The 12541-nt window shown below is 66.2% G+C and carries 12 protein-coding genes; 10 read left to right on the top strand and 2 right to left on the bottom strand.

The window, feature by feature from the left end:
• Positions 1-16 precede the first annotated feature (16 nt).
• The 9 genes from arsS (at position 17) to DSM104440_RS17490 (ending at position 8919) form a co-directional block, all read left to right on the top strand.
• The gene (gene arsS, locus DSM104440_RS17530) at positions 17-982 is read left to right on the top strand and encodes an arsenosugar biosynthesis radical SAM (seleno)protein ArsS (protein WP_171164938.1); all 966 of its coding nucleotides are present in this window, start codon (positions 17-19) and stop codon (positions 980-982) included.
• Complete coding sequence (locus DSM104440_RS17525) at positions 979-1953, top strand: hypothetical protein (protein WP_171164936.1); 975 nt, start codon at positions 979-981, stop codon at positions 1951-1953. The genes arsS and DSM104440_RS17525 overlap by 4 nt, the downstream gene beginning before the upstream one ends.
• A gap of 101 nt (positions 1954-2054) precedes the next feature.
• Entirely contained in the window at positions 2055-2693 is a 639-nt protein-coding gene (gene can / locus DSM104440_RS17520; protein WP_171164933.1) for a carbonate dehydratase, read from the top strand.
• Positions 2694-2754: 61 nt separating this feature from the next.
• Positions 2755-4956 carry an FAD-dependent oxidoreductase gene (locus DSM104440_RS17515; RefSeq protein WP_171164931.1) on the top strand — a complete coding sequence of 734 codons (2202 nt, stop codon included), beginning with the start codon at positions 2755-2757 and terminating at the stop codon, positions 4954-4956.
• Between the two features lie 11 nt (positions 4957-4967).
• The gene (locus DSM104440_RS17510) at positions 4968-5774 is read left to right on the top strand and encodes a DUF547 domain-containing protein (protein ID WP_212758121.1); all 807 of its coding nucleotides are present in this window, start codon (positions 4968-4970) and stop codon (positions 5772-5774) included.
• 2 nt (positions 5775-5776) lie between these two features.
• Positions 5777-6472, top strand: a complete 696-nt coding sequence (locus DSM104440_RS17505) for a TIGR04283 family arsenosugar biosynthesis glycosyltransferase (RefSeq protein ID WP_171164928.1) — start codon at positions 5777-5779, stop codon at positions 6470-6472.
• On the top strand, positions 6447-7082 hold the full coding sequence (locus DSM104440_RS17500) for a TIGR04282 family arsenosugar biosynthesis glycosyltransferase (RefSeq protein WP_171164926.1): 636 nt from the start codon (positions 6447-6449) through the stop codon (positions 7080-7082). Before DSM104440_RS17505 ends, DSM104440_RS17500 begins: the two co-directional genes overlap by 26 nt.
• Positions 7079-7804, top strand: a complete 726-nt coding sequence (locus tag DSM104440_RS17495; protein WP_171164924.1) for a DUF3047 domain-containing protein — start codon at positions 7079-7081, stop codon at positions 7802-7804. Before DSM104440_RS17500 ends, DSM104440_RS17495 begins: the two co-directional genes overlap by 4 nt.
• Complete coding sequence (locus tag DSM104440_RS17490) at positions 7801-8919, top strand: FAD-dependent oxidoreductase (RefSeq protein ID WP_171164923.1); 1119 nt, start codon at positions 7801-7803, stop codon at positions 8917-8919. The genes DSM104440_RS17495 and DSM104440_RS17490 overlap by 4 nt, the downstream gene beginning before the upstream one ends.
• Positions 8920-9005: 86 nt before the next feature.
• On the opposite strand, the gene DSM104440_RS17485 is transcribed toward DSM104440_RS17490, so the two are convergent.
• A complete protein-coding gene (locus DSM104440_RS17485) occupies positions 9006-10301 on the bottom strand; it encodes an HlyC/CorC family transporter (RefSeq protein ID WP_171164921.1) in 1296 nt (431 codons plus the stop codon).
• Between the two features lie 2 nt (positions 10302-10303).
• Positions 10304-11122: a cytochrome C assembly family protein gene (locus DSM104440_RS17480; RefSeq protein WP_171164919.1), complete on the bottom strand. Its 819-nt coding sequence runs from the start codon at positions 11120-11122 to the stop codon at positions 10304-10306.
• Between the two features lie 40 nt (positions 11123-11162).
• Here DSM104440_RS17480 and ffh point away from each other — a divergent pair, with 40 nt between their 5' ends.
• Positions 11163-12515 carry a signal recognition particle protein gene (ffh, locus tag DSM104440_RS17475; protein ID WP_171164909.1) on the top strand — a complete coding sequence of 451 codons (1353 nt, stop codon included), beginning with the start codon at positions 11163-11165 and terminating at the stop codon, positions 12513-12515.
• Positions 12516-12541 lie beyond the last annotated feature (26 nt).

Genomic DNA, 12541 nt, shown 5'->3' with positions numbered 1-12541 from the left:
TATGATGCCTTAATCCATGCACGCCACTCTTCCGCTCCTCGTCCGCTCCGATTTCCCTGCGATCCAACGCAAGGGCACTGAAATCGTGCAGGTCAACGTGGGATACGTCTGCAACCAGTCGTGCCTGCACTGCCACGTGAATGCCGGCCCGACGCGCACCGAAGCGATGTCGCGCGAGACCGCCGACCAGGTGCTCGCCTACCTCGCCGCCAGCGGCGCGACCACGCTCGACATCACCGGCGGGGCTCCCGAGATCAATCCGCATTTCCGCCACCTCGTGAAGGGTGCCCGCAAGCTCGGCTGCGAGGTGATCGACCGGTGCAACCTCACGATCCTCTTCGAGCCCGGCCACGAAGACCTCGCCGCGTTCCTCGCGGAGCATCGCGTGCAGGTCATCGCGTCGCTGCCGTGCTACACCGAGGAGCTCGTCGATCGCCAGCGCGGCAAGGGCGTGTACGAGAAAAGCGTGCGGGCGATCCAGTTGCTCAATGAACTCGGTTACGGCAAGGACAATTCCGGCCTGGAACTCCACCTTGTCTACAACCCGCAGGGGCCGAGCCTGCCGCCGGCGCAGGAAACGCTCGAGGCCGACTACAAGCGCATCCTCGGCGAGACCTTCGGCATCGCCTTCAACAGCCTGTTCACGCTCGCGAACATGCCGATCCAGCGTTTTGGTTCGACGCTCGTCACCAAGGGTCAGTTCAACGGCTACATGGATCTCCTGCGCGGCGCGCATCGCGACGAGAACCTCGAGGGCGTGATGTGCCGCTCGCTGGTGTCGATCGACTACCTGGGCTTCCTCTACGACTGCGACTTCAACCAGATGCTCGGCCTGCCGCTTGCGATCGCCGGCCGCCCGAAGACGCACATCACCGACGCGATGCGCGAAGACCTCGCCGGCAATCCGATCGTCGTGCGCGACCACTGCTACGGCTGCACCGCGGGCCAGGGCTCGAGCTGCGGCGGGGCGCTCGCCGCATGACGCCGGGACGCGACTGCCCGCTTTCCTATCGCTACTCGCCGCGGTCGTTCGCGCGCGACCCCGATATCGTCGCGGGCACGATCCTCGTGGTCGGCGGCCTCTACGGCAACGTCGAGGCGCTTGAAGCGGTGCTGGCGCTGGCGGCGAAGGACGATGCCGCGATCGTTTTCAACGGCGACTTCCACTGGTTCGACACCGACCCGGCGGACTACGACCGTATCGGGCGCAGCGTGCTCGGGCACTTCGCGATCCGCGGCAACGTGGAGACCGAACTCGCCGACGACGATTCGGGCGCGGGCTGCGGCTGCGGCTACCCCGAGGAAGTCGACGACGGCGATGTCGATCGCTCCAACGTGATCCACGCGAAGCTTCTCGAGACCGCACGGCGCTTTCCGGAGTTGCGCGCCTCGCAACGCGCGCTGCCCATGAACCTCACGGCCCGCGTGGGCCGCGCGAGTGTCGGCATCGTGCATGGCGATGCGTCGAGCCTCGCCGGCTGGAACTTCGCGCACGACCGGCTCGATGATCCGAAGCAGCGCCGGTGGCTCGAGGGCGCGTTCGCCGAGTCGGGGATGGACGTGTTCGCAAGCTCCCACACCTGTCTGCCCGCGTGCCGCGAATTCGCCTTCGGCGCCACGCGCGGCATCGTCATCAACAACGGAGCCGCGGGCATGCCCAATTTCGCGGGTACGCGCCACGGCATCGTGACGCGCATCTCCACGCGGCCTTCGCCCGTCCCGTCGCTCTATGGCACCGAGTGCCATGGCACGTTCGTCGATGCGCTCGCACTCGACTTCGATGCGCAGGCATTCGAGCGCCGTTTCCTCGCGTCGTGGCCCGAAGGCTCGCCCGCGCACGTTTCCTACTACCGCCGCATCACGCGGGGCCCGCGCTTCTCGCTCGCGCAGGCCGCGCCGCTCCGCACAGAAATAAGTGGGGTCAGACTCGACTTAAATAAATTCTGGGGATAAGTCGTGCATTCGCAGGTGCACGACTTATCCCCAGAATTTATTTAAGTCGAGTCTGACCCCACTTATTTCCGTGCAGGGGCAGCAGGTAGAATGGCGCCACCATGGCCACGCTCAAGCACCTCTTCGACAGCAACCGCGCCTGGTCCGAGCGCATCCGCAAGAGCGATCCGGAGTTCTTCCCGAAGCTCTCGCGCCAGCAGCGGCCGCGGTACCTCTGGATCGGCTGCTCCGACAGCCGCGTTCCGGCCAACGAGATCGTCGACCTCGCCCCGGGCGAGCTCTTCGTCCATCGCAACATCGCTAACGTCGTCGTCCACACCGACCTCAACTGCCTGTCGGTGATGCAGTTCGCCGTCGATGTCCTCAAGATCGAGCACATCATCGTCTGCGGCCACTACGGGTGCAGCGGCGTGCAGGCGGCATTGAGGAACGAGCGCGTGGGCCTCGCCGACAATTGGCTGCGCCACATCGCGGATGTCCACGCGAAGCATGCCCAGCGGCTCGCCGCGCTCGATGACGCGCACCGCGTCGATCACCTGTGCGAGTTGAACGTGGTCGAGCAGGTCGCCAACGTCTGCCAGACGACGATCGTGCGCGACGCGTGGGATCGCGGGCAGGAGCTGACGGTCCACGGCTGGGTGTATGGGCTGAAGGATGGCCTCGTGCGCGACCTGGGCAGCAGCGTGTCCTCGGCAGCCGAGGCGACCCTGGCGTACGAAGGGGCCCTGGACGCACTCTGAGCCGGGGTCGTCCCGAGCATCCGAGGGACCTGCTGTTGCGTACCCTGCACGAGGAGACGTCATGAACAAGGGCAAGCTCGCCGTACTCGTGCTGATCGCCGCAGCGATCGCGGCATTCTTCATCTTCGATCTCAGGCAGTACTTCTCGATCGAATACTTCCAGTCGCAGCGCGCGTCGCTCGAGGCGCAGCTTGCCGCGCATCCGGTCCAGACCGCCGCGATCTTCTTCGCGATCTACGTCGCCGTCACGGGACTGTCGCTTCCGGGCGCGTCGCTGATGACGCTGGTGGCCGGCGCCCTCTTCGGGTTGCTCTGGGGCGTGGTCATCGTCTCGTTCGCATCCACGATCGGTGCGACCATCGCGTTCCTCGCGTCGCGCTTCCTGCTGCGCGACTGGGTGCAGTCGAAGTTCGGCGACAAGCTCAAGCCCATCAACGACGGCATCGAGAAGGAGGGCGCGTTCTACCTCTTCGCGCTGCGCCTCGTCCCGGCGTTCCCGTTCTTCGCGATCAACCTGCTGATGGGCCTCACGAGCATCCGCGCGTGGACGTATTTTTGGGTGAGCCAGCTCGGAATGCTCGCGGGCACCATCGCCTACGTGTATGCGGGCACGCAGCTCGGCCAGTTCAAGATCTCCGTGGGCCTGGTCGCGGCATTCGTGGTGCTCGGTCTTTTCCCCCTCGTCGCGAAGAAGGTCCTCGACGCGATCAAGGCGCGCAAGGTCTACAGGAACTGGAAGCGCCCGGCCACGTACGACCGCAACCTGATCGCGATCGGCGCGGGTTCCGCGGGGCTCGTGACGACGTACATCGGCGCGGCGGTGAAGGCGAAGGTGACGCTCGTCGAGAAGCACAAGATGGGCGGCGACTGCCTCAACACCGGCTGCATTCCCTCGAAGGCGCTCATCAAGACCGCGAAGCTCGTCGCGCAGATCGGCCGCGCGAAGGACTATGGATTGAAGAGCGCCACGGCGCAGTTCGATTTCGCCGAGGTCATGGAGCGCGTGAAGCGCGTCGTGGCGGAGGTCGAGCCGCACGATTCGGTGGAGCGCTACACGGGGCTGGGCGTCGAATGCCTTTCGGGCACCGCCACGATCACCTCGCCCTGGAGCGTGGACATCGCGCTCGCCTCGGGCGAGAAGAAGACCCTCACGACGAAGAACATCGTCATCGCCACAGGCGGCCGGCCCTTCATCCCGCCGATCCCGGGGCTGCGCGAATCGAATCCGCTCACCTCCGACACGCTCTGGGATCTGCGCGAACTTCCGAAGCGTCTCGTCGTGCTCGGCGGCGGACCCATCGGCTGCGAGCTTGCGCAGGCGTTCGCGCGACTGGGATCGAAGGTGACGCAGGTCGAGATGCTGCCGCGCATCCTCGCCAAGGAGGATCCCGAGTTCGCGGAGATCGTCACGAAGCGCTTCAGGAGCGAAGGCATCGACGTGCTGACGGGCCACAAGGCGACCTCGGTTCGCAGCGAAGGCGGACAGAAGACGCTGACGGTCGAGCATGAGGGTGTGGAGAAGACGATCGCGTACGACCAGCTCCTCTGCGCGGTGGGACGGGTGGCGAACACCGAGGGCTTCGGCCTCGAGGCGCTGGGCATTCCGCTCACCAAGCAGAAGACCGTCGAGGTCGACGAGTTCCTGCGCACCAATTATCCGAACATCTTCGCGGTGGGCGACGCGATCGGGCCCTACCAGTTCACGCACACCGCCTCGCACACGGCCTGGTATGCGTCGGTGAATGCACTCTTCGGCCGCTTCAAGAAATTCCGCGTGGACTACTCGGTCGTGCCTTGGGTCACGTTCACCGAGCCCGAGGTCGCGCGCGTGGGACTCAGTGAAACGGAGGCGAAGGAAAAGAACATCGCCGTCGACATCTATACGTACGGCGTGGACGATCTCGACCGCGCGATCGCCGAGAGCGAAGCCCACGGGCTCGTCAAGGTGCTCACCAAGCGCGGCACCGACGAGATCCTCGGTGTCACGATCGCGGCGGAACATGCGGGCGAGACCATCGCCGAGTTCGTGGCCGCCATGCGCCACAAGTTCGGGCTGAACAAGATCATGGGCACGATCCACGCGTATCCCACGTGGGTCGAGGCGAACAAGTACGCGGCGGGGCAGTGGAAACGCTCGACCGTGACGCACGGTCAAATGGACTTCCTCACGGCCTTCCACGAGTGGACGCGCGGTGCCGGGGGCTTCGGGGCGGTCGTGGGCAAGCTCGGCGCGCTGCTGGGCGACAAGCGCAAGTACTACTAGGAGGCGCGGCGATGAGTGCAATGCGTTGGCTGGTGGCGGTGCTGGCACTCGCGGCGACCGGCGCGTGGGCCGAGGTCGATCACTCGCACAAGGCCTGGGACGATCTCCTCAAGAAGCACGTGAAATATGTGCAGAACGGCAATGCCTCGCGCGTGGACTACGCCGGATTCGCGAAGGACCGCGCGGCGTTCAAGGCCGTGACGGACAGCTACTCGAAGGTCACGCGCGCCGAGTTCGACGCGTGGACGAAACCGCAGCAGCAGGCGTTCCTCATCAATGCGTACAACGCGTTCACGATCGAGAAGATCCTCACGCGCTACCCGAACATCAAATCCATCCGCGATTTCGGTACCGTCTTCGGGAATCCCTGGAAGGACAAGTTCTTCACGCTCTTCGGCCAGCCCGCATATCTCGACCAGGTCGAGCACGAGATCCTGCGGAAGGAGGGCGTGTACGACGAGCCGCGCGTCCATGTCGCGGTCGTGTGCGCCTCGATCGGCTGCCCGATGCTTGCGAACGATGCGTTCACGGCCGAGAAGCTCGATGCGCAGCTCGAAGCGGGCATGCGCCGCTTCCTGTCGGACCGCACGCGCAACCGCTACAGCGCGGCCACCGGCAAGCTCGAGCTCTCGAAGATCTTCGACTGGTACGGCAAGGATTTCGAGAAGGGTCATCGCGGCTACACGTCGGTGAAGGCCACCGCCGCGAAGTACGCGGACCTCCTCGCCGACAAGCCCGAGGAGCGCGCGATCGTCCGCGAGCAGAAAGCGGACGTCGCGTTCCTCGAGTACGACTGGTCGCTCAACGACGTGAAGTAGAGATGGAGGCGCCGGGTCACTCCGTTTCCATCGTGATACCGGCGCTCGACGAGGCGGCGGGGATCGAGGCCTTCCTCGCGCCGCTGCAGGCGCTCGATGCCGAGGTGATCGTCGTCGATGGGGGAAGCCGCGATGCCACGCGCTCTCTCGCAGCACCGCTGGCCGACCAGGTGCTCGAGGCGCCCCGCGGACGTGCCGCGCAGATGAATGCCGGTGCGCGCGCGAGCAGCGGCGATGTCCTCCTCTTCCTCCACGCCGATACCGCGCTGCCGGCCAACGCGCTCGCCGCGATTCGCGAGGGCCTGGCGCAGGGCCGGGCCTGGGGCCGGTTCGATGTGACGATCGCGGGGGCGAGCGCGCTTCTTCCGATCGTCGCCTTCTTCATGAACGCGCGTTCGCGGCTCACGGGCATCGCCACCGGCGACCAGGCGATGTTCGTGCGGCGCACGGCTTTCGAACAAGTGGGCGGCTTTCCGGCGATCGCGTTGATGGAAGACATCGCGTTGTCGCGCGCCCTGAAGCGCATCTCGCGCCCCGCGTGCCTCGCCTCCCGCGTGACGACATCCGGCCGACGCTGGGAAAAGCGCGGAACGGTGCGTACGATCCTCCTCATGTGGCACCTGCGTCTCGCCTACTTCCTCGGCGCCAACCCGAACGACCTCGCGCAACGCTATGACGCCCGCGGCCCGCGCGCCTGACGCGCCGCGCGTGACGGTCTTCGCGAAGGCGCCGGTCGCGGGCGAGGTGAAGACGCGCCTGGTGCCGCTGCTCGGCGCGGAAGGAGCGGCCGCGTTGCATGCCGGGCTCGTGCGCCAGGCGCTCTCGATCGCCTCGCAGGCGCGGCTCGGGCCCGTGGAGCTCTGGTGCGCGCCCGACGAGACGCATCCGTTCTTCGAACGCTGCGCCGCACAGTTCGGCGCCACGCTCCATCGCCAGCGGGGCGCGGATCTCGGCGCGCGCATGCACGCGGCCTTCGCAGCGGGCACGCCGCGCCTGCTCATCGGCAGCGACTGCCCGGCACTCTCCGCAGCCGACCTGCACGCCGCTTGGGGCGCGCTCACGAAGTGCGAGGCCGTGTTCGCGCCCGCGGAGGACGGCGGCTACGTGCTCGTGGGACTTGCACGGCCACAACCCTCGCTTTTCGAGGGCGTGAACTGGGGAACCGCCGCGGTGATGACCCAGACGCGCGCGCGCCTCGAGGCGGGCCGCATCAAGTGGCACGAACTCGCGACGCTTTGGGATGTCGATCGTCCTGAAGATTACGCACGGCTGCAGCGCGAGGGCCGTCTCCAGGAGGTTCTCTCGTGATTCGCGGGCTGTGGCTGCTCGTCGTTGTATTTGTTGCCGTCGCTGCCGAGCCGACGTCGATCACGCCTTTCTCCTCCTCACCGCCCGGCACCGTCTTTCCCACCGCATGGCAGCCCTTGCTGATCCCGAACCTCAAGCCGCCGGAGTTCACCCTCGTCGCCGACGAAGGCCGCACCGTGATGCGCGTTCGCTCGGTTGCGGCCGCCGGTTCCTTCGGCCATCGCCTCGCGGTGGAGCCCACGGAACGTCCCATCCTCGCCTGGCGCTGGAAAGTTGATCGCGTGCTCGAGAAAGCGGATCTCCTCAGCAAGGAAGGCGATGACTACGCGGCGCGCGTCTACGTGACTTTCGATGTGCCCGAGTCGGATCTCACGATCACTCAACGCGCGCGGATGGCGATCGCGAAGCTCGTCTATGGCGCGGAGCTGCCGACCGCGGCGATCTGCTACGTCTGGGACAACCGCAATCCGGTCGGCACGAGCGTGTGGAATCCCTACACGGACCGCGTACGCCTCATCGTGTTGAAGTCCGGGCCGGCGCAGGCCGGGCAGTGGGCCGCCGAATCTCGCGACGTGGAAGCCGATTTCCGTGCGGCCTTCGGCGATTCATGGAAGAAGCCCACACCGCGCATCTCGGGCGTGGCGGTTTCGGCCGATACCGACCAGACCGGTGAGAGCGTCACGGCCTGGTTCGGCGACCTGCGCTTGGAGGCCCGGCGTTGAAGCGGCTCGTCCTGCTGGGCGGGGGCCACGCGCACCTGCATGTTTTGAAAGACCTGGGCGAACGCGCCGACCAGTCCTTGAGCGTCACGCTGGTCACGCCGCGCCCGCAGCTTCCCTACACGGGCATGCTCCCCGGCTGCATCGCGGGCCACTACCGCTTCGACGAGATCGCCATCGATCTCGTGAAGCTCGCCGCGCGCGCCCACGCTTCCTTCGTGCAGAGCAACGCGGTGCTCGTGAATCCGTCGATGCGCGAAGTGATCTGCGCCGACGGCAGTGTCCTTGCCTACGACGTCCTGTCGGTGAACATCGGTTCAGTACCGCGCATCGGCAGCGCGCACGGCGTGGAGCAATTCGCGATTGCCGTGCGTCCGCTCGAACAGGCCGTCGAGGGATGGCAGCGTGTGCTCGAAGCGGCGCACGCGGGCACCGTGACCTCGATCTCGATCGTCGGCGGCGGTGCCGGTGGCGTGGAGCTCGCGCTTGCGATGGACTGGCGACTGAAGTGCGAGCTGGGCCCCACCGGCCCGCACGTGCGCGTGTTCACCGACACGCCGATCGTCATGCCCGGGTTTCCGGAGGGCGCACGGCGCGACCTCCTTCGGCGCTGCGCGGCGCGCGGCATCGGCGTGCATGCGGCCAGCGAAGTGATCGACGTGCGCGAGAAGAGCGTGCAGCTCGCGAACAAGATGGAATTCGCGTCGGACGCGACCTTCTGGGCGGGAGGGGCGGGGGCGCCCGACCTCTTTCGCGATTCGGGCTTCGAGATCGACCGCCAGGGCTTCCTCTCGATCGACGAGTATCTGCAATCGGTTTCGCATCCCGGTGTCTTCGCCGCGGGCGATTGCGCCACGCGGGTCGACGACCCGCGGCCGAAGGCCGGCGTGTTCGCGGTGCGCGCGGGCAACGTGCTCTCGCAGAACATCCGGGCCGCGCTCGCGGGCGCGCCGCTCCAGCGCTGGAAAGCGCAGCGCCGCTATCTCTCGCTCATCTCCACGGGCGATCGCAACGCGGTCGGCGCGTGGGGACCGTTCTCGTTCAGCGGGGAGTGGGCGTGGCGGTGGAAGGACCGGATCGATCGACGGTTCGTGGATTCTTTCCAACTGTCATCCTGAGGGCCGAAGGCCCGAAGGACCTGCTGGAGTGGGTTAACTGCCTAAAGCAGGTCCTTCGGGCCTTCGGCCCTCAGGATGACAGTTCTTCAGGCCGCTTCGGCTTCCGCCGCTTCCTCGGGCTTGATCGGCAGGATCTTCACGACCTTCACCATCCGGTTCTGCACCTGGAGGATCTCCGCGTCGTGGCCGGCGATGTTTACCTTCGTGCCGGGCTCCGGAATGTCTTCCAGTTTTTCGAGCAGCAGGCCGTTCAGTGTTTTCGGGCCATCGAGGGGGAAATCGAACCCGGCCTTGCGGTTGAGCACGCGCAGCGGACACGCGCCGTCGGCGATCACCGTGCCGTCGGGCTCCTTGCTGTAGAGGCGGCCGGCGACCGGCGACTGGCTGGTGAACTCGCCGACGATCTCCTCGAGGATGTCCTGCAGCGTGACCAGCCCCAGCACCTCACCGTACTCGTCGACCACGATCGCGATGTGGCGCAGGCGCTCCTGGAAATTCTGCAGCTGGTCGAGCAGCCCCGTGCCTTCGGGAATGAAATAGGGCTCGCGCAGGATCGCCCGGATGCCGTCCTTGTCGAGCTCTTCGTGGCGCGAGGCGTTCAGGAACTTGCGCACGTGGAGGATGCCCTCCACCTTGTCGAGGCTGCCGTCGTAGACCATGAGCCGCGTGTGGTGCGCGGTCGCGACCTTCATGCGGATGTCGTCGATGTCGTCGGAGAGATCGATCGACTCGATGTGGCCGCGCGGCGTCATCGTGTCGTCGACCGTCATGTCCTCGAGCTCGAAGAGGTTGAGCAGGATCGAGTGGTGCTTCTTCGGGATGTACTTGCCGCCTTCGAGCACGAGCGTGCGCAGCTCCTCGAGCGATAGGTGCTGGTGCTCTTCCTCGTCGCGCGGCTTGATGAACATGATCGTCAGCAGCGCCTGCACGAAGAGGTTCACGAACCACACGATCGGATAGAACACCCGCAGCATCGGCGTCAGCACGAAGGCCGCCGGGAGTGCCAGCGCCTCCGGATACGTGGCACCGATCACCTTGGGCGTGATCTCGGCGAACACCAGGATGAAGAACGTCACCGCACCCGTGGCGATCGCCAGTGTCATCTCGCCGTCGCCGAAGAGCCGGATCGCGATCTGCGTGACCAGCACGGCGGAGGCGGCGTTGATGAGGTTGTTGCCGAGCAGGATCACGCCCAGCAGCCGGTCGGTGCGATCGAGGAGCTTCTGCGCGAGCATCGCCGAGGTCCGGCCCTCGCGCACGAGGTGGCGCAGGCGATAGCGGTTGAGCGCCATCATGCTGGTCTCCGCGGCCGAGAAGAAGCCCGAAACCAGCAGCAACACCGCGAGCGTGCCGAACAGCCAACTGAGGGGGATGTCGCCCACTATCAGCCGCGCTGCAGGATGATTTCAGCCACGAACTTGCTGCCCACGTACGCGAGCAGGAGCGTGGTGAATCCGGCGAGCGTCCAGTGCACGGCCCTGCGGCCGCGCCAGCCCCACGCGTAGTGGCCTACGAGCAGGCCGCCGAAGATGAACCACGAGATGATTCCGAAGATCGACTTGTGGGTGAAGGTCAGGGGCTTGCCGAAGAGCTGCTCGGAGAAGAACAGGCCCGTGATCACGGTGAGCGTGAGCATCACGAATGCGGCGAGGAGCACGCGGAAGAGCAGCGCCTCCATCTCGAGCAGCGGGGGCAGCGTGCGCAGGAACGGCGGCATGACGCCCTTGTGCAGCCACTTTTCCTCCACGAGCATCACCACCGCGTGCACGGTGGCCACGATGAACAGCGCGTAGCCCAGCATCGCGATGGCGAAGTGCAGCGTGAAGAGCGGCTCGCCGGTGTAGGTGACGATGTGGCGCGAGGGCACGAGGAATTGCACCGCGACGGCCACGAGTGCCACCGGCGCCATCATCCCCTGCATGCTCGACAGTCCCCGATAGACGATGCTCGCGAGCCAGTAGATGAGCGCAGTGAGCCAAACGATGAGCGATACCGCGTTCGCGAATCCGAGGTTGAGCCCTTCGGCGACCATCACGCCGTTGTAGATGAGCATGGCGTGCAGGACGAGGCCCAGCGGGAAAAGGACCGCGACGACGCGCCCCAGGGTGGCCGGGGAATGCCCGGGCCGGGCCTGCTTCAAGGCGATGCCGGTCAACGCGAGCCAGCAGGCCGCGGTGCTAATATACAAAAGGGAATCAAGCATTTCCGCGCGGTTCCAGTCCCTTTCAGTTTACCCTTTCCCGATGCTCGACGCCCTCACCCAACGCCTGTCCTCCGTTGTAAAGACGCTGCGCGGTCACGCGCGCCTGACTGAAGACAACATCCAGGAAGCGCTCCGCGAGGTCCGCCTCGCGCTGCTCGACGCCGACGCCGGACTTCCCGTCGTCAAGGATTTCGTCGCCCGCGTGAAGGAAAAGGCGCTCGGCCAGGAGGTGGTCGGCAGCCTCACGCCGGGCCAGGCGCTGATCGGCGTCGTCCATTCCGAGCTGGTCGCGCTGATGGGCGGCACGAATGCCGCGCTCGATTTCGCCACGCAGCCGCCCGCGGTGTTCCTGCTCGCCGGCCTGCAGGGCGCGGGCAAGACCACGAGTGCCGGCAAGCTCGCGCGGCTGCTCACGAAGACCACCAAGAAGAAGATTCTCCTGGTCTCGACCGACGTCTACCGCCCGGCCGCCATCGAGCAGCTGGCGACCCTCGCGAAGAACCTCGAGGTCGATCTCTTTCCGTCGGACACGTCGCAGAAGCCGGTGGCGATCGCCGAGGCCGCGCTCGACTGGGCGCGCAAGCATTACTACGACGTGCTGATCGTCGACACCGCCGGACGCCTGGCGATCGACGAAGCGATGATGGCCGAAGTGAAGGCGATCCACGCCGGCGTGAAGCCGATCGAGACGCTCTTCGTGGTCGACTCGATGCAGGGCCAGGACGCGGTGAACGTTGCGCGCGCTTTCGCCGAAGCGCTGCCGCTCACCGGCATCGTCCTCACGAAGCTCGATGGCGATGCGCGCGGCGGCGCGGCGCTCTCCGTTCGCCAGGTCACCGGCAAGCCGATCAAGTTCGTCGGCGTCTCGGAAAAGATGGATGGCTTCGAGGCGTTCCACCCCGAGCGCATGGCCTCGCGCATCCTCGGCATGGGCGACATCCTCTCGCTCGTCGAGGAAGCCCACGCCAAGGTCGATCGCGTCGAGGCCGAGAAGCTCGCGGAGAAGTTCAAGAAGGGCAAGGACTTCGACCTCGACGACTTCAAGTCCCAGCTCCAGCAGATGAAGAAGATGGGCGGCATGGCCTCGCTCATGGACAAGCTCCCGGCGCAGCTCACGCAGATGGCCTCGCAATCGCCCGAGCTCGGCGAGAAGGCGCTCGCGCGCACCGAGGGCATCATCAATTCGATGACACCGCAGGAACGGCGCAAGCCCGAGATCCTGAAGGCGTCGCGCAAGCGGCGCATCGCCGCGGGCGCGGGCGTGCAGGTGCAGGAAGTCAACCAGCTGCTCAACAAGTTCGAGCAGATGCAGAAGATGATGAAGATGATGCGAGGCGGTAACCTTGGCAAGATGATGCGCAATATCAAGGGGCGCCTGCCCGGAATGCGCTGACGAGGAAGTTGCGTGGAGGACCCTAA

The sequence above is a fragment of the Usitatibacter palustris genome, from assembly GCF_013003985.1.
Taxonomy (GTDB): domain Bacteria; phylum Pseudomonadota; class Gammaproteobacteria; order Burkholderiales; family Usitatibacteraceae; genus Usitatibacter; species Usitatibacter palustris.
This window is presented reverse-complemented; position numbering and strand designations above follow the sequence as displayed.